We start from the raw sequence: 16,221 nt of genomic DNA, 5'->3' as shown, positions 1-16,221 counted from the left end.
TTCGTGCCCGGCTTCGCTCCGCCCCCGAGCACTTCCCCGCAAGCGGGGGCAAGCTCGTGCGCGTCCGCAGGCGGGCTCCCGTGCCATCCTGAGGCATGCCCCAGGCCACGGTGAACGGGATCGTCCAGCACTACACGGACACGGGCCCGCCGCCCGGTCGTGAGGACGCTCCGGCACTGGTGATGGGCCACGGGCTGCTGTTCAGCGGGTGGATGTTCCACCCCCAGGTCGAGGCCCTGTCCTCGACGTACCGGTGCATCACCGTCGACTGGCGCGGCCAGGGCGGCACGCCGCCGAGCGCCGACGGGGCCGCGGACATGGACTCGCTGACGGACGACCTGATCGGCCTCCTGGACCACCTCGGCCTCGAGCAGGTGCACTACGCAGGGCTGTCGATGGGCGGCTTCGTGGGGATGCGCGTCGCGGCCCGGCACCCCGAGCGAGTGCGATCGCTCGTCCTGCTGGACACCAGCGCAGGCCCCGAGGATCCGGAGAAGATCTCCCGCTACCGGCTGCTCGCGCGCGTCTATCGCTGGCTCGGCATCGGGCCGGTCCGCTCCCAGGTTGAGCAGATCATGTTCGCGCCCCCGCTGCTGTCCTCACCGCGACGGGACGTGGTCGTGCAGCCCTGGCTGGCGACGCTGCGCTCCGTGGACCGCGCCGGGATGCGCACCGCGATCCTTGGTGTCACCGACCGGGAACCGATCTCCGCCGAGCTGTCCGCGATCACCGCCCCGACGCTCGTGATCGTCGGCGCGGACGACGCCGCCACCCCGGTGGCCAAGGCGGAGACGATCGTCGCCGGGATCGACGGCGCCGAGCTCGCGATCGTCCCGGACTGCGGCCACTCCAGCACCGTGGAGCAGCCCGAGTCGGTCAACGCCCTGATCGAGGACTTCCTCGCGCGACACTGAGCACCTCTGCGGGCCTCGCCTCCGTGGCTACGCGCCCCAGCGCTCGAGCTCGTCCGCCGTGAAGTACATCTGCTGTGTCCCGCCGAAGCGGACGAGCAGCTGGTCCTTGTCCTCGTAGAACCACACGACGGTGCCGTAGAGCCCCTTCATCGGCCCGCCCTTGGCGGTGACGCCGTCTCCCACCGCGAACTCGTCCATCCCCGCACTCTATCGAGGGCTGGGGCCGGGACCTGGCGGCCAGGCGGACGTCGCGCCCGGGTCAGCGAGGGGGGACGAACGTCCAGGGCTCGCGGGGGAGGCAGGTGGGGTCGAAGGGCTCGAGCAGGTCGGCGGGGGCCGCCGCCGGCAGGCCGAGGGAGTCGGTGATGAGACGCAGCGGGTCCAGGCCGGCGACGGCGAGCTGGCGCAGCGTGATCGCCCCGTCACGCTTGGCCAGTCGCTTCCCCTCGGCGCTCAGCGCGAGCGGGACGTGGGCGTAGCGCGGCGGCGGGTGTCCCAGCAGGTGCGCGAGGTGGGCCTGGCGCGGCGCCGAGGAGAGCAGGTCGTCGGCGCGGACGACCTGATCGATGCCCTGGGCGGCGTCGTCCACGACCACGGCCAGGTTGTAGGCGGGGACGCCGTCACCCCGACGCAGGACGACGTCGTCGAGGCCGCCGGTGAACGTCCCGTGCAGCTCGTCGTCGACGCTCCAGGTGCCGGGGTCGGAGCGCAGGCGCAGGGCTGGTGGTCGTACTCGCGACCTACGCGCCTGCTCGGCCGTGCTCAGGTCGCGGCACGTCCCCGGGTAGGCGCCCGGAGGCAGGTGCGGGGCCGAGGGCGCCTCCAGCACCTCGCGGCGGGTGCAGAAGCACGGGAACGTGCGTTCGGCGGCCGTGAGCGTCGCGATCGCGTCCTCGTACAGGTCGCGCCGCTCGCTCTGGCGCACGATCGGGCCGTCCCAGTCCAGGCCGATGCCGCGCAGGTCGTCGAGCTGGCGTTGCTCGGAGCCCTCGCGCACGCGGTCGAGGTCCTCGATGCGCACGAGGAAGCGTCGGGCCGTCGACCGGGCGAACAGCCAGGCCAGCAGACCGGTGCGCAGGTTGCCGACGTGCAGGTCCCCCGACGGGGACGGTGCGAAGCGACCGGCGGACACCCGCTCAGTGTGACGTGAGGGAAGGCTCCTCGAGCGCCACCTCGCGGGCCCTGCGGGCCTCCAGGGTGGCGACGGCCCACTGCACCACACGGTGCAGGCCGACGAGGAAGATGCCGCCGAGGGCGACGGTGAGGAAGAGGCTGAACAGCGTCAGGAGCATCACGAGCACGAGGGAATAGTAGGCAGGTTCAGGGGGGTTCCCCAACTCGGCCGAAGTGATCTTGGTCACAGTCGTTTGCGCAGGTCAGGCGGCATATGCTCCGCCTTTCAACCACCTTGAAGACGCGGATGTCGCGAGTGGCGCAAACCCGACCGCGAGTGGCGCAGATTCGCGCGACACGCCGTCTCGAAAACGCAGATCTGCGCCACTCGCGGAAGACCCGAGACGGCTCCCGTAGGCCGGGCGGGAGCCCGGCGGGTGGGCCCTGCGAGCTCTGCGAGCCGGGAATGAGCCCGAGGGTCCGACCTCGCGAGGGACGAGCGGGGTGACGACCCGAGGGCGTCCCACCCAGTACCCCGTACGGGATTCGAACCCGCGCTACCGCCTTGAAAGGGCGGCGTCCTGGGCCGCTAGACGAACGGGGCGCGGCGGCGCCCAGCATACGGGCCTCAGGCCTTCTCGGGCAGGATGGGGCCATGGTGGAGGTGAGCGAGCAGCGCTTCGACGAGCTGGTCGAGGCGGCCTTCGCGCAGGTGCCCGATGAGCTGGCCGCGCTGCTGGACAACGTCGTGCTGTTCGTCGAGGACGACGCTCCGCCGGAGGATCCGCACCTGCTCGGGCTGTACGACGGGGTGGCCCTGACCGAGCGTGACTCCTCCTACGGGGGAGTCCTCCCGGACCGGATCAGCATCTTCCGCCATCCCATCCTCGCGATCTGTGAGACCCAGGAGGACGTGGTCCGCGAGGTGCACATCACCGTCGTGCACGAGATCGCCCACCACTTCGGGATCGACGACGCCCGCCTGCACGAGCTGGGCTATGCGTGAGGTCCGCCGCGCCGGCGACCGCTTCCTGACGGAGGGGGACGGCACGCGCACGTGGCACTCCTTCAGCTACGGGCGCCACTACGACCCGGACAACCTCGGGTTCGGGGCGTTGTCGGCCCTGAACGTCGAGCACGTCGACCCCGGGGCGGGTTACGACGCGCACCGGCACGCTGACGTGGAGATCGTCACCTGGGTGGTGGAGGGCGCTCTGGCGCACGAGGACTCGACGGGGGAGGGAAGCACCATCGAGCCGGGCGTCGCGCAACGCCTCAGTGCCGGGTCGGGTGTCCAGCACGCCGAGCGCAACGTCTCCGTGCAGGAGCCGCTGGTGTTCGTGCAGTCGATGCTGCGCTCGGACCATGTGGGCGCTCCGCGCTACGCCTCGGTGGAGGCCCACGGCGCCGGCCTGGTCCGGGCTGTCGAGGTCGAGGCGCCGGCCCGGCTGGTCGTGGCCCGCCCGGCCGGTGCTCGGCTGCAGCTGCCCGAGGCCGCTCGCACGCTCGTGCACGTGACCCGCGGGGAGATCGAGGCCGCGGGGGCTCTGCTCGCCGTGGGAGACGAGCTGCGGACCGACGAACCGGTCGGAAGGGTCGCCGGTGACGGCGAGGCTCTGGTCTGGCTGCTCGACCAGTGACCGTTGCCCGACTAGGTTGCACTGTGCAACCACCCTGGTGGTACCGCTCGTCCGAACAGGAATAGAGTGGGCGTGTGAGGGGATGGACGTCGCACGCCGCAGCAGTGGATCGCCTCGTGGACTCCTTCGGAGCCGTCGCGCCGGGGGCCCGCATCCGGCTGGCCAAGCGGACCTCGAACCTCTTCCGTCCCAGGGCCCGCTCCGACGCGCCCGGTCTCGACGTCAGCGGACTGGACGGCGTGATCGCGATCGACGTCGCGTCCCGCACGGCAGACGTGCAGGGCATGTGCACGTACGAGGACCTCGTGGACGCCGTCCTGCCCCACGGCCTCATCCCGTACGTCGTGCCCCAGCTGCGCACCATCACGCTCGGCGGCGCCGTCACCGGTCTCGGCATCGAGTCGACGTCCTTTCGCAACGGCCTGCCGCACGAGTCGGTGCTGGAGATGGACGTGCTGACGGGGGCCGGCGAGGTCGTCACCGCCACGCCCGACGGTGAGCACGCCGAGCTCTTCGAGTCCTTCCCCAACTCCTACGGCTCCCTCGGCTACGCGACACGCCTGCGCATCCGGCTCGAGCCGGTCCCGCCCTACGTCGCGCTGCGGCACGTCCGGCTCGACGCCCCCGGAGCGGTGCGGGCGATCGAGCAGATCTGCGCGTCCGGCGAGTGGGAGGGTGAGCGGGTCGACGGCCTCGACGGGACGGCGTTCAGCCCCGGCGAGGTGCGTCTGACGCTGGCCAGGTTCACCGAGGAGCCCGGGCCCACGAGCGACTACACCGGTCAGGCGGTCTACTACCGCTCGGTGCAGGAGCGTGGCACCGACCGGCTCACGATGCTGGACTACCTCTGGCGGTGGGACACCGACTGGTTCTGGTGCTCGGCGGCGTTCGGGGCGCAGAACCCCTGGGTCCGCCGGGTGTGGCCCCGCCGATGGCGACGCAGCGACGTCTACCACCGCCTCCTCGGTGTCGATGCTCGGCTCGGGATCAGTCGGGTGCTCGATCGCCTGCGTCACGTCACCGGCCGCGAGAAGGTCATCCAGGACGTCGAGGTCCCGGTGGGTCAGCTCCCGGCGTTCCTCGCGTGGTTCGACGAGAACGTCGGGATGCGCCCCGTCTGGGTCTGCCCGTTGCGCACCACCCGTCCGTGGCCGACGTACCCGCTCAGGCCGGGTGAGACCTACGTCAACGTCGGCTTCTGGGGGACCGTCGAGGTCCCGGCCGACGCGGCGCCCGGCGCGGTCAACCGTCGGATCGAGGCGGCCGTCCACGAGCTCGGCGGGCACAAGTCGCTGTACTCGGAGGCGTTCTACGATCCCGCCACCTTCGCCGACCTCTACGGCGTCGCGACGCTCGACGCGGCGCGGGCCCGGTACGACCCGGACCAACGACTCAGCTCCCTCTACGACAAGGCGGTGGGCAACTCATGACCACGGACGTCGGCACCCGACTCACGATCGCCCAGGCGGTGGAGCGGCTCATGCGTGACGGCATGCCGTTCCACTTCGAGGCCTACGACGGCAGCAGTGCCGGTCCGCCGGCCGCCGAGGCGCCGTTGACGGTGCGCCTGCTGACCGAGCGGGGCCTGGCCTACCTGATGACCGCACCCGGGGACCTCGGCTTCGCGCGGGCCTTCGTCGCGGGCGACCTCGAGCTCGAGGGCGTCTCGCTGGCCAACCCCTACGACCTGATGCTGCTCGTGCAGAGCCGGTTGCGGCTGCGGATGCCGGCGCCCGGGGAGCTGCTGCGCATCGTCCGGAGCCTCGGGCTGGTCCACCTCAAGCCCCCGCCGCCGCCACCGCAGGAGCACCTGCCGCGCTGGCGCCGGGCCATGGAGGGGCTGCGGCACAGCAAGATCCGCGATGCCGAGGCCATCCACCACCACTACGACGTGTCCAACCGCTTCTACGAGCTGGTGCTCGGACCGTCGATGACCTACACCTGTGCCGTGTTCCCGACTGCGGACGCCACGCTGGAGCAGGCGCAGCACGAGAAGTACGACCTCGTCGCCCGCAAGCTCGGGCTCAAGCCCGGGGACCGGCTGCTGGACGTCGGCTGCGGCTGGGGCGGCATGGTGCGCCACGCCGCCCGACACCACGGCGTGAAGGTCATCGGCATCACCTTGTCGCGGCAGCAGGCGGAGTGGGCACAGGCCCGCATCGAGGCCGAGGGCCTGGCCGACCTCGCCGAGGTGCGATTCGGCGACTATCGCGACGTCCAGGAGACCGGTTTCGACGCGGTCAGCTCCATCGGCCTCACCGAGCACATCGGTGTGCGCAACTACGGCGAGTACTTCACCTTCCTGCAGAGCAGGCTGCGCACCGGTGGCCGGATGCTGAACCACTGCATCACCCGACGCGACGGCTCGCTCGACACCAACGCCGGGGCCTTCATCGACCGCTACGTCTTCCCCGACGGGGAGCTGGCTCCGGTCGGGACGATCGTTTCTGCGATGCACGACCACGGGCTGGAGGTCCGCCACGTCGAGGACCTGCGCGAGCACTACGCCCTGACCCTGCGGTCGTGGAGCGAGAACCTCGAGGCCCACTGGGACGAGGCGCTGGAGGAGGTCCCGCTCGGGACGGCCAAGGTCTGGGGCCTGTACATGGCGGGTTCCCGGCTCGCCTTCGAGCGGGCCGAGATCGGGCTGCACCACGTCCTGGGCGTCAAGGTCGGCGAGGGCGGCGACGCCCAGATGCCACTGCGCCCCACCTGGGGGAGCTGACCGGGTCCTCAGTCGAGGTCGACGACCACCGGGGCGTGGTCGCTGGCGCCCTTGCCCTTGCGCTCCTCGCGGTCGATCGACGCGCCGTCGACGCGTGCCGCCAGCGCCTGGGAGGCCAGCACGAAGTCGATGCGCAGACCGCGCTTCTTGGGGAAGGCCAGCTGCTGGTAGTCCCAGTAGGTGTACGTGCCGGGGCCGGGGGTGTGCGGGCGGACGACGTCCGTGAAGCCGGTCGTCAGCATGTCGCGGAAGGCCTGCCGCTCGGGCTCGGAGACATGGGTCTTGCCCTCGAAGACCGCCATGTCCCAGACGTCGTCGTCCTCGGGTGCGATGTTCCAGTCGCCCGTGAGCGCGATCTGGGCGTCGGGGTCGTCGGCCAGCCAGCCGGTCGCGGCGGTGCGCAGGCTCTCCAGCCAGGCGAGCTTGTAGTGGTAGTGGGCGTGGTCCAGCTCGCGGCCGTTGGGCACGTACAGGCTCCACACCCGCACCCCGCCGCACGTCGCTCCCACGGCCCGCGGCTCGAGCACCTCGGGATCGCCGAACCGCGGCTGGTCCTCGGCGAAGGACGTGCTGACGTCCTCTAGCCCGACGCGCGAGAGCAGCGCCACGCCGTTCCACTGGTTCAGGCCGACGTGGGCGTACTCGTACCCCATCGAGCTGAGCTCCAGCCCGGGGAACTGGTCCTCGCGACACTTGGTCTCCTGGATGGCCAGGACGTCGACGTCGGAGCGCTCCAGCCAGCTGGTCACCCGGTCGATGCGGCTGCGGATGGAGTTGACGTTCCACGTCGCGATGCGCATCCGCCGAACCTACCAACCGCCTCTGAGGCGACGGCTCGACGGCTCGGGTCAGGCCAGGTCGTCGCGGGCCAGGGACGCGCGGTCCACGTGACCGGCCCGGAACGCCGCCCTGCCGACCATGTGGGCGGCGACGGGGGCCGTGACGAGCTGGAAGATGCCGGCCAGCGCGATCAGCGTGAGGGCCCCGCGGTCGTCGACGCGCAGCGCGAGGCCGATCAGGACCAGGACGATGCCCAGCGACTGCGGCTTGGTGGCTGCGTGCATGCGGGTCAGCACGTCGGGGAAGCGGACCAGGCCGATCCCCGCGACGAGCGCGAGGAACGCACCGAGGATCAGGCACGCACCGGCGATGACGTCGATCATGGGCGCTCCTCCTCCTGCTCGACATGGGGGCTGCCGTCACCGTCGCGGGCGGCGAAGCGCGCGATGCTGACCGAGCCGAGGAAGCCCACCAGTGCCAGCGCGAGAATCACCGGGACGGTCGTCGTGTGCTGCCCGACGGCGGCCTGCACGCCCACCGCTCCGATGCTGGCGGCCACGAACACGTCGGTCGCCACCGTCCGGTCGAGCATCGTCGGGCCGCGGACGATGCGGACCATGCAGAGCAGGCCGGTGGCGGCGAGCAGCGCCGCGCACACCAGGCCGACCGCCGTCATGCGGCACTCTCCTGGGCCAGCAGGCTGTCACGCTCGTCGCGCGGGGCCAGGGCCCTGACGACCCGGTCCTCCTGCAGGAGCACGAAGCGCCGGGCGCGGTCGATCCGCTCGGGCGATCGGGCGTCGAGCACGTGCAGGAAGAGCGAGTGCTGGCTGGGGTCCAGCTCGATGATCAGCGAGCCCGGCACCAGGGAGACCAGCTCCGCGGTGATGGTCATGAGCAGCTCCGAGCTGGTGCGAAGGTCGACGCGGAGCACAGCGCTCGGCGGCGGGGGACTGGGGCGCAGCGCGAGCCAGGAGACCTCGATGCTGGCCCGCACGAGGTCGACGACGAACCGGGCCAGCAGGACGAGGGTCGGCCACGGGCGCACCGTCCACCGCCACGGGGCGCGAGGGAACGGGAAGACGACCACCACGAAGAAGGCCGCCAGCAGGCCGCCGACGACGATGGTCGGCGTCAGCTCGCCCCACATCAGGATCCAGATCACGCCCAGGCCGATCACCTGGGGCCAGCGGCCGTTCATGCTGCCTCCCCCAGGACGGCGACGATGTAGGGCGTGCGCTCCAGCAGCTCGGCCGCGGCGCGATCGGTGATGCCGAAGAGCGGCCCGGCGGCCACCGTCAGGACGATGCTGGCCAGCACGAGGATCACGGTGGGACCACCCATGCCGAACGGCACCCGGGTCTCCTCCTCCACCTTCTCCCACATGGACGTCACCTGGGTCCCGGTGGAGACCTGGCCGTGGCCGTGCAGGGGCCCGTGGGACCAGTCGTCGTCGTGGTCCGCGGGGACCTCCTTCACGGGCTGCCAGAAGGCACGGTTCCACACCTTGGCGACGGCGTAGAGCGTCAGCAGGCTGGTGAGCACCGACGCCGCGACCCCGACGATCGCCAGCCAGTCGCCTGCGGCGATCCCGGCCTGCCCGAGGGCGATCTTGCCCAGGAAGCCGGAGAACGGCGGGATGCCGGCGAGGTTCATGGCGGGCACGAAGAACACGACCGCGAGCACCGGGGCGGAACGGGCCAGACCGCCGAGCTTCTCCAGGTTCGTCGTGCCGCTGCGGTACTCGATGAGACCGGCGACGAGGAACAGCACGGTCTGCACCGTGATGTGGTGCACGATGTAGAAGATCGCTCCGGACAGGCCGAGCTGGCTGGCGATGGCGATGCCGAACAGCATGAAGCCGATGTGGCTCACGAGCGTGAAGGACAGAACGCGCTTGACGTCGGACTGCGCCACGGCGCCGAGGATGCCGATCACCATCGTCAGGATCGACGCCCAGAGCAGGAGGTCGCGCACGGCGTCCCCCGGGAAGAGCAACGTCTGCGTGCGGACGATGGCGTAGATGCCGACCTTCGTGAGCAGCCCGGCGAACACGGCGGTGACCGGCGCAGGGGCCGTGGGGTAGGAGTCGGGCAGCCAGGCCGAGAGCGGGAAGACGGCAGCCTTGATGCAGAACGTCGTGAGCAGCAGGAGCTGGAGCATGAGCGCGACGCCCGGCGGGAGGTCGCCGAGCCGGGTGGCCAGCTGGGCGAAGTTCACCGTGCCGGTGGCGGCGTACACGCAGGCGATGGAGATGAGGAAGATCATCGAGGAGACGAGGCTGACGATGATGTAGATCGTGCCCGCCCTGATGCGTGCCTCGGTGCCGCCGAGCGTGATGAGCACGAAGCTGGAGGCGAGCAGCACCTCGAAGCCGACGAACAGGTTGAACAGGTCGGCGGAGAGGAAGGCGTTGGAGACACCCGCGCTCAGCACGAGGTAGGTCGGGTGGAAGACCGACAGGGGGGTGTCCCGTCCGAACTCCACGATCCCCTGCCCGAAGGAGTACAGCAGGACGCACAGGGTCACGACCGTGGAGACCAGCAGCATCAGTGCGGAGAGCCGGTCGGCGACCAGCGAGATGCCGATGTCCGGTCCCCAGCCACCGATGGAGACTGCCTGCGGCCCGAAGCGGTCGGCGCGGACCAGCAGCGTGGCCGCGGTGACGACGACGGTCGACAGCACCACGACGCTCACCAGTCGCTGGGCCCGGGCCGATCGGCCGAGGACCAGGCACAGTCCCGCTCCCAGCAGCGGCAGCAGCACCGGGACGATGACGAGCTGGGTCATCAGGAGTCCTCCTGCGGGTGGGTGTGCGGGCGGTGGTCGGCGGTGTCCATGTCCGGGTCCGCCGGGGACGGCGGCTCGTCCACGCCCTCCTCGTCCGGCAGCCCAGCGGCGACGTCGTCGAAGGTCGCCGACGTCGTGTCCATGTCGGCACGCCGGCGTACGAGGTCGTCCTCGAGGTCGTCCTGCACGTCGTCATGGCCGGTCAGCTGCCACGCCCGGTAGGCCAGGGCCAGGCCGAAGGCCGTGACGCCGAGGGCGATGACGATGGCGGTGAGCACCATCGCCTGGGGCAGCGGGTCGCTCATCGCGCCGTCGCTGCCGTCCACGATGGGCGCACGACCCCGAGGTCCCGAGGCCACGATGAAGACCAGGTTGACGCCGTTGCCGATCATGAAGAAGCCGATGAGGATGCGCGTCAGGCTGCGCTCGAGCACGAGCGTCGTGCCGCAGCCGACGAGGAAGACGATCGCCACGACAAGGGCGAGGTTGGTGGTCACGTGGCCATCACCTCCTCGTCCTCCGGCCCCGGCTCGGGCTCGCGTGCTTCCTCGCCGTGCTTGTCGATGCCGCCACCCAGGCTGCGCAGGACGTCGAGCGAGAGACCGATGACCACGAGGTAGACGCCCACGTCGAAGATCAGCGAGGTGACGAAGTGCAGGGTGCCGAAGAGCGGGATCTCCAGGTCGAAGATGCCGCTCTGGAAGGCGTTGAACCCGAGCAGGGCGGGCACGAGCCCGGACACGGCGGCCACCACGAGGCCGGAGCCCAGCACCACGCCGGCGTCGATGGGGGCCGCGGAGTCCAGCTCGGACCGACCACCGGCGAGGTAGCGGACCATCAGGGCGAGCCCGGCCACCAGCCCGCCGGCGAAGCCACCGCCGGGCAGGTAGTGACCCGCGAACATGAGGTAGAGGGAGAAGAGCATCAGCACCGGGAAGACGGCGCGGGCGACGATCTCGAACATGACGGAGCGTCGGCGGTCCGCCACGGCCTCGGCGCCGCGCAGCCAGCCCGGGTCCGCCACCTCCGGACGTCGGTTGCGCCGGGTCTCCCGGTGCGAGGTGGCCCGGTCGGTGAGCAGGAAGATCAGGCTGGCGATCCCCGTGGCGGCGACGACCAGCACCGCGAGCTCGCCGAACGTGTCCCAGACGCGGATGTCGACCAGGGTGATGTTGACGACGTTCTCGCCTCCGCCGAAGTCCTTGGCCGGCCCGGCGAACTCCTGCCCCACGGGGTCGGCGGTGCGTGAGGAGGAGGCCAGCAGTGCGTAGCCCCCGACCGCGAGGCCCGTGAGCGCACCGAGGGAGACCCTCAGCCAGCGTGCCGTGGTGAACGGCCGGTCCGAGAAGAACGGTGGCAGCCGGCGCATCACCAGGACGAAGGTGACGACGCAGAACGTCTCCACCAGGACCTGGGTCAGCGCGAGGTCGGGGGCGCCGTGGACGACGAACAGCAGTGCCGTGCCGTACCCGGTGACGCCGAGCAGCAGCACGGCGCGCAGACGCCGGCGGGAACGCACCGTGAGGACGGAGGCGACCACCAGGAGCGCGACGACGGCGACCTGGATCCAGCTGTCGGGCCCGCGGACCGAGACGTTCTCCCAGCTGGTCACCAGGGCGTACCCCGGCATGGTGACGAGGACGATGAGCATCACGGCGAGGTAGAAGGGCAGCGAACCGCGCTGGGTGCGGCCGGTGAGCTCGATCGAGAAGCGGTCGACTCCACGGATGACCTCGTGGTAGACCAGCTCGGCGTCCGGCAGGTGGAGCCGGGTGACGAGCGTCTCCTGGATCGCCGCCACCCGGCGGCGCAGGACCCACAGGACCAGGCCGGCGACGATCACGAGGACGGAGAGCCCGAGTGCAGGCGTGAACCCGTGCCACAGCGTCAGCACGGGTTCGTGCACGCCCGCGGGCTGCTCCTCTGCGTAGGCCATGACCCACGGGGTGGCCAGGGCGCCGAGGAACCCACCCAGCAACGAGAGGCCCGCGAGCACCGTCGGCGCAGCCTGGAAGCCGAGCCCGGGGTCGACGACCGTGGGCTCGGGGACGTCTCGCACCCCGAAGGCACCCCACACGAAGCGTGCGGTGTAGGCGACGGTGAGGATCGAGCCGAGCACGAGGCCGGCGAGGGCAACAGGTCCCCACAGCCCGAGGTCGGCATCGGTCCCGAGGTCCACGAAGGCGGCCAGGGCAGCCTCCTTGGCCGTGAACCCGAGCAGCGGGGGGACGCCGGCCATCGAGGCTGCCGCGAGCAGGGTCGCGACGAAGAGCACCGGGAGCCTGCGGTGCAGGCCGGTGAGCTCGCGCAGGTCGCGGGTGCCGGTGCTGCGGTCGATGATGCCCACCACGAGGAACAGCGCCGACTTGAACAGCGCGTGGCTCAGGAGCAGGGCCAGCCCGGCGAAGGCGGCCGAGCGCGTGCCCGCGCCGACCACGGCGATCAGGAACCCCAGCTGGCTCACCGTGCCGTAGGCGAGCAGGAGCTTGATGTCGTGCTGGCGCAGGGCACGCAGGCCCCCGATGAGCATCGTGACCAGCCCGGCGCCGATGAGCAGCGGCCGCCATCCCGGGACGTCGGCGAACGCTGGCGCCATGAGCGCCACGAGGAAGACGCCGGCCTTCACCATCGCGGCGGCGTGCAGGTAGGCGCTGACCGGTGTGGGGGCAGCCATCGCGCCGGGGAGCCAGAAGTGGAACGGGACGAGCGCGGACTTGCTCACGGCGCCCACGAGGATCAGCATCACGGCTGTCGTCGTGGCGGCTCCGGAGGGAGGATCGGCCAGGATCTCGCTGATCCGCGTCGTGTCCGCCTCCAGCCCGAGCACGAACAGCCCGACGAGCATCACCAGGCCCCCGAACGTCGTCACCAGCAGCGCGTTCATCGCTGCCCGCCGGTTGGCCTTGCGCTCGGGGTTGTGGCCGATGAGCAGGAACGACAGGACCGTCGTCAGCTCCCAGAAGATGTAGAGGACGTAGAGGTTGTCGGCCAGGACGAGTCCCAGCATCGAGCCGGCGAAGCCCACCAGCACGGCCGAGAAGCGCCAGATCTCCGGGTCGTCGACGCGGAAGTACCACGCGCAGTACATGAGGACCAGGGCGCCGACCCCCGTGACGACGAGGGCCATGATGCCGGTCAGCGGGGTGAGGATCGTGTCGATGTCCAGCCCGATGGAGGCGATCCACGCGACCTGCTCGGTACGCGGGTCCCCACCGGAGACGACGTCGGCCACCGGTCCGAGCAGCCAGATGAACGAGGCGGCGGGCACCAGGGCCAGGAGCAGGAAGGCTCGTCGATCCAGTCGGCGGGTCAGGACGGGGGCGACGGCTGCGGCGAGGAAGTGCAACGCGATGAGCCCGATCATGAGTGAGGTCATCCTATCGGGGCGCGCGCAGCGCACGCCGCTCAGGACGCTGGGCCTACCGTGGAGCGCATGATCGACTGGAAGGTCGCCCGCGGCACCGCGACCACGCTCGTCCGACCGGGCCCCGAGCTCACCGCCACCGAGGCCGACGACGTGGTGGACACCCTGCGTCGCGCCGCCGTCACGGCCGAGGACCCGGTGCGCGAGTACACCGGGCTCGTCGCCCCTCCGGGGCCGGCCAGCGCCGCCCCCGTGCTCGTGGTCGACCGAGCCCGGTGGGTGGATGCCAATCTCGCGACGTTCCAGACGATCCTGGAGCCGGTGCTGGACAAGGTGGCCGAGGCGCAGCGGGTGCCCCAGCGGCTGCAGGGCGTCGGTGCCGTCGCCGGCGGCGTCGAGATCGGCACGGTGATGTCCTATCTCTCGACCAAGGTCCTCGGGCAGTTCGACCCGTTCTGGACAGGAGCTTCCGGAGAAGGCGGTCGGTTGCTGCTCGTCGCTCCCAACATCGTCGACGCCGAGCGTCGGCTGGGCGTCGACCCGCACGACTTCCGCCTCTGGGTGGCCCTGCACGAGCAGACCCACCGGGTGCAGTTCACCGCCGTGCCCTGGATGCGCGACCACGTGCGCGGCCTCATGGGCGAGTTCGTGGACGCCACCGATGTCGACCCCCAGGCGCTGTCGCGGATGCTCACCGACGGAGCCGGGGAGCTCGTGCGCATCCTGCGCGGTGAGTCGGAGGCGTCGCTCGCGGACCTGCTGCAGAACGAGGAGCAGAAGGCCGTGGTGGAGAAGGTGACCGGCGTGATGTCGCTGCTCGAGGGTCACGCCGACGTCGTCATGGACGGCGTGGGCCCTCAGGTGATCCCGAGCGTCGCGAACATTCGCCGACGCTTCGAGCAGCGTCGCTCCGGCGGCAGCGGGCTGGACAAGGTCCTGCGTCGCCTGCTCGGGATGGAGTCCAAGCTGCGGCAGTACCGCGACGGCGCGGTGTTCGTCCGGGCGGTCGTCGACACCGCGGGCCGTGACGGCTTCGACGCCGTGTGGGCCGAGCCGGCCAACCTGCCCACGAAGGCAGAGATCCTCGACCCCGAGCTCTGGCTCGCCCGCGTCCACGCCTGACCGGCCTCCGGCCATCGAGGGGTACGGGCCCGGCGGTCCCGGAGGCGGTGAGTCTCTATTGAAATGCCGTCCTACAAGACAATTGATCCACCGACACGGGGCAGGAAGGACGAGCAGGTCACCGCTCGGGCGGGTGCGGGAGAATGTGCGGGTGAGGCTCATGGCGGCTGAGGCCGATGGACGACGCGGGGTGCGCGGCGTCCTGGCCGACGTCGCCCTCGACGTGCCCGTGATCGTCGGGCTCTCCGGCGGCGCGGACTCCCTCGCACTCGCGGCCTGCGCGGCCTTCGTCGCCGGCCGCGACGGTCGCGAGGTCCGTGCCGTGGTCGTCGACCACCGCCTGCAGGAGGACTCGGCAACGGTGGCGGCACGAGCGGCCGAGCAGGTGGCGGGCCTCGGCCTGCCGGCGTCCGTGGTCGCCGTGGAGGTCGGTGGGCCAGGTGGCCCCGAGGCGGCCGCTCGCTCCGCTCGGCGGGAGGCGCTGCTGGGGGCCGCCGGCCCGGACGGGGTCGTCCTGCTCGGCCACACCCGGGACGACCAGGCCGAGACGGTGCTCCTGGGCCTGGGGCGGGGCTCCGGTCCACGTTCGCTGGCCGGCATGCGCCGGGTCGACGGCCCGTGGCGCCGTCCCTTCCTCGGCCTGCGACGGGCCGACACGGAGGCCGTCTGCCGAGCCCAGTCGCTCACCTGGTGGGAGGACCCGCACAACAGCGATCCCGCCTATCGACGTGTCAGGGTCCGGCGGGAGGCGCTCCCGCTGCTCGACGACGTGCTCGCCGGAGGTGTCGTCGACGCGCTCGCCCGGACGGCCGACCAGCTCCGCGACGACGCCGACCTGCTGGACGAGCTCGCCGCCGAGGTCGTCGATCCGGACGTCCCGACGTTGGCCGCGCTGCCCCCGGCGCTGCGCTCGCGCGCCCTGCGCCGCCTCGCGCTCGAGGCCGGTGCGGACGCCTCCGCCACCGGTGCCGGCCACGTTGCCGCCCTCGCCCGTCTGGTCACCGCCTACGACGGGCAGGAGCGCATCGAGCTCCCCGGGGGCGTGAGCTGCTCGCGCAGGGGGACTTCCCTGCTCTTCGCCCCCACCCCTGTGGCAGGCTGACGCCGTGGAACAACAGCACGTCGACGGCGACCTCGACCTGGACCAGACACTCTTCACCGAGGAGCAGATCCGCGAGCGGCTGGCCGAGCTGGCCGCCGACATCGAGCGCGACTACGACGGCAAGGACCTGCTCCTGGTCGGCGTGCTGAAGGGCGCCGTGATGGTCATGGCCGACCTCGCCCGCAGCCTGGGCCGCCACGTCGAGATGGACTGGATGGCGGTCTCCTCCTACGGCTCCGGGACGACGTCGTCCGGTGTCGTCCGGATCCTCAAGGACCTGGACACCGACATCAGCGGTCGCCACGTGCTCATCGTCGAGGACATCATCGACACGGGTCTCACACTCTCGTGGCTGGTGGCGAACCTGCGCTCGCGCGGACCGGCGTCCGTCGAGATCGCCACCCTGCTGCGCAAGCCCGACGCACTGCGGATGGAGGTCGACGTCACCTACGTGGGCTTCGACATCCCCAACGCCTTCGTCGTCGGCTACGGCCTCGACTTCGCCGAGCAGTACCGCAACCTGCGCTGCATCGGCACCCTCGCCCCGCACGTGTACTCCTGACCGGCACTCGACCCCGGACCGTGGTGCCGTCGGGGAACCCTCGGGGCGGGGCGCTCGTTGGCGTCGTGAGGCCGAACGCCCGCCTCACGCGCGACCATCGTGCGTGTAGC

Annotated in this window: 18 protein-coding genes and 1 tRNA gene; 8 read left to right on the top strand and 11 right to left on the bottom strand. The window is 71.3% G+C overall.

What is annotated here, in order from left to right; genetic code table 11:
• Nucleotides 1-95 precede the first annotated feature (95 nt).
• Nucleotides 96-914 (top strand): alpha/beta fold hydrolase, encoded by an 819-nt coding sequence (locus tag ACHAAC_RS11650; protein WP_435716394.1) that lies wholly within the window; start codon nt 96-98, stop codon nt 912-914.
• A 27-nt stretch (nt 915-941) separates the two neighbouring features.
• Here ACHAAC_RS11650 and ACHAAC_RS11645 read toward each other — a convergent pair whose 3' ends face one another.
• The 4 genes from ACHAAC_RS11645 to ACHAAC_RS11630 form a co-directional block, all read right to left on the bottom strand.
• Nucleotides 942-1,112 (bottom strand): hypothetical protein, encoded by a 171-nt coding sequence (locus ACHAAC_RS11645; RefSeq protein ID WP_435716393.1) that lies wholly within the window; start codon nt 1,110-1,112, stop codon nt 942-944.
• A 61-nt stretch (nt 1,113-1,173) separates the two neighbouring features.
• Nucleotides 1,174-2,046, bottom strand: coding sequence for a tRNA glutamyl-Q(34) synthetase GluQRS (gluQRS, locus tag ACHAAC_RS11640; RefSeq protein ID WP_435716392.1), 873 nt, complete (start codon nt 2,044-2,046; stop codon nt 1,174-1,176).
• A 4-nt stretch (nt 2,047-2,050) separates the two neighbouring features.
• Nucleotides 2,051-2,215 carry a hypothetical protein gene (locus ACHAAC_RS11635; RefSeq protein WP_435716391.1) on the bottom strand — a complete coding sequence of 55 codons (165 nt, stop codon included), beginning with the start codon at nt 2,213-2,215 and terminating at the stop codon, nt 2,051-2,053.
• A 343-nt stretch (nt 2,216-2,558) separates the two neighbouring features.
• Nucleotides 2,559-2,631, bottom strand: a tRNA-Glu gene (locus tag ACHAAC_RS11630).
• 51 nt (nt 2,632-2,682) lie between these two features.
• Here ACHAAC_RS11630 and ACHAAC_RS11625 point away from each other — a divergent pair.
• From ACHAAC_RS11625 to ACHAAC_RS11610, 4 genes are all read left to right on the top strand, one after another.
• On the top strand, nt 2,683-3,033 hold the full coding sequence (locus ACHAAC_RS11625) for a metallopeptidase family protein (RefSeq protein WP_435716390.1): 351 nt from the start codon (nt 2,683-2,685) through the stop codon (nt 3,031-3,033).
• Complete coding sequence (locus ACHAAC_RS11620; RefSeq protein WP_435716389.1) at nt 3,026-3,667, top strand: pirin family protein; 642 nt, start codon at nt 3,026-3,028, stop codon at nt 3,665-3,667. Before ACHAAC_RS11625 ends, ACHAAC_RS11620 begins: the two co-directional genes overlap by 8 nt.
• A 74-nt stretch (nt 3,668-3,741) precedes the next feature.
• Nucleotides 3,742-5,097 carry an FAD-binding oxidoreductase gene (locus tag ACHAAC_RS11615; RefSeq protein ID WP_435716388.1) on the top strand — a complete coding sequence of 452 codons (1,356 nt, stop codon included), beginning with the start codon at nt 3,742-3,744 and terminating at the stop codon, nt 5,095-5,097.
• Entirely contained in the window at nt 5,094-6,392 is a 1,299-nt protein-coding gene (locus ACHAAC_RS11610; protein WP_435716387.1) for a class I SAM-dependent methyltransferase, read from the top strand. The genes ACHAAC_RS11615 and ACHAAC_RS11610 overlap by 4 nt, the downstream gene beginning before the upstream one ends.
• A gap of 8 nt (nt 6,393-6,400) precedes the next feature.
• On the opposite strand, the gene ACHAAC_RS11605 is transcribed toward ACHAAC_RS11610, so the two are convergent.
• Genes ACHAAC_RS11605 through ACHAAC_RS11575 form a run of 7 tightly spaced genes read right to left on the bottom strand, consistent with a single transcriptional unit; the run spans nt 6,401 to nt 13,325 of the window.
• Nucleotides 6,401-7,192 (bottom strand): exodeoxyribonuclease III, encoded by a 792-nt coding sequence (locus ACHAAC_RS11605; protein ID WP_435716386.1) that lies wholly within the window; start codon nt 7,190-7,192, stop codon nt 6,401-6,403.
• Nucleotides 7,193-7,240: 48 nt separating this feature from the next.
• Nucleotides 7,241-7,555 (bottom strand): monovalent cation/H(+) antiporter subunit G, encoded by a 315-nt coding sequence (gene mnhG / locus ACHAAC_RS11600; protein WP_435716385.1) that lies wholly within the window; start codon nt 7,553-7,555, stop codon nt 7,241-7,243.
• Entirely contained in the window at nt 7,552-7,848 is a 297-nt protein-coding gene (locus ACHAAC_RS11595; protein WP_435716384.1) for a monovalent cation/H+ antiporter complex subunit F, read from the bottom strand. The genes mnhG and ACHAAC_RS11595 overlap by 4 nt, the downstream gene beginning before the upstream one ends.
• Nucleotides 7,845-8,372: a Na+/H+ antiporter subunit E gene (locus tag ACHAAC_RS11590; RefSeq protein ID WP_435716383.1), complete on the bottom strand. Its 528-nt coding sequence runs from the start codon at nt 8,370-8,372 to the stop codon at nt 7,845-7,847. Before ACHAAC_RS11590 ends, ACHAAC_RS11595 begins: the two co-directional genes overlap by 4 nt.
• On the bottom strand, nt 8,369-9,961 hold the full coding sequence (locus tag ACHAAC_RS11585; protein ID WP_435716382.1) for a Na+/H+ antiporter subunit D: 1,593 nt from the start codon (nt 9,959-9,961) through the stop codon (nt 8,369-8,371). Before ACHAAC_RS11585 ends, ACHAAC_RS11590 begins: the two co-directional genes overlap by 4 nt.
• Nucleotides 9,961-10,458 (bottom strand): Na(+)/H(+) antiporter subunit C, encoded by a 498-nt coding sequence (locus ACHAAC_RS11580; protein ID WP_435716381.1) that lies wholly within the window; start codon nt 10,456-10,458, stop codon nt 9,961-9,963. Before ACHAAC_RS11580 ends, ACHAAC_RS11585 begins: the two co-directional genes overlap by 1 nt.
• Nucleotides 10,455-13,325 carry a Na+/H+ antiporter subunit A gene (locus tag ACHAAC_RS11575; RefSeq protein ID WP_435716380.1) on the bottom strand — a complete coding sequence of 957 codons (2,871 nt, stop codon included), beginning with the start codon at nt 13,323-13,325 and terminating at the stop codon, nt 10,455-10,457. The genes ACHAAC_RS11580 and ACHAAC_RS11575 overlap by 4 nt, the downstream gene beginning before the upstream one ends.
• A 69-nt stretch (nt 13,326-13,394) precedes the next feature.
• On the opposite strand from ACHAAC_RS11575, the gene ACHAAC_RS11570 reads away from it, so the two are divergent.
• The 3 genes from ACHAAC_RS11570 to hpt all read left to right on the top strand — a co-directional run bounded on the left by ACHAAC_RS11570 (nt 13,395) and on the right by hpt (nt 16,111).
• Nucleotides 13,395-14,447: a zinc-dependent metalloprotease gene (locus ACHAAC_RS11570; protein ID WP_435716379.1), complete on the top strand. Its 1,053-nt coding sequence runs from the start codon at nt 13,395-13,397 to the stop codon at nt 14,445-14,447.
• Between the two features lie 160 nt (nt 14,448-14,607).
• Nucleotides 14,608-15,549 (top strand): tRNA lysidine(34) synthetase TilS, encoded by a 942-nt coding sequence (gene tilS / locus ACHAAC_RS11565; protein ID WP_435716407.1) that lies wholly within the window; start codon nt 14,608-14,610, stop codon nt 15,547-15,549.
• 4 nt (nt 15,550-15,553) lie between these two features.
• Entirely contained in the window at nt 15,554-16,111 is a 558-nt protein-coding gene (hpt, locus tag ACHAAC_RS11560) for a hypoxanthine phosphoribosyltransferase (protein WP_435716378.1), read from the top strand.
• Nucleotides 16,112-16,221: the final 110 nt, after the last annotated feature.

Origin of the sequence: Aeromicrobium sp. CF4.19, from assembly GCF_051262555.1 — a bacterium.
Lineage (GTDB): Bacteria > Actinomycetota > Actinomycetes > Propionibacteriales > Nocardioidaceae > Aeromicrobium.
This window is presented reverse-complemented; position numbering and strand designations above follow the sequence as displayed.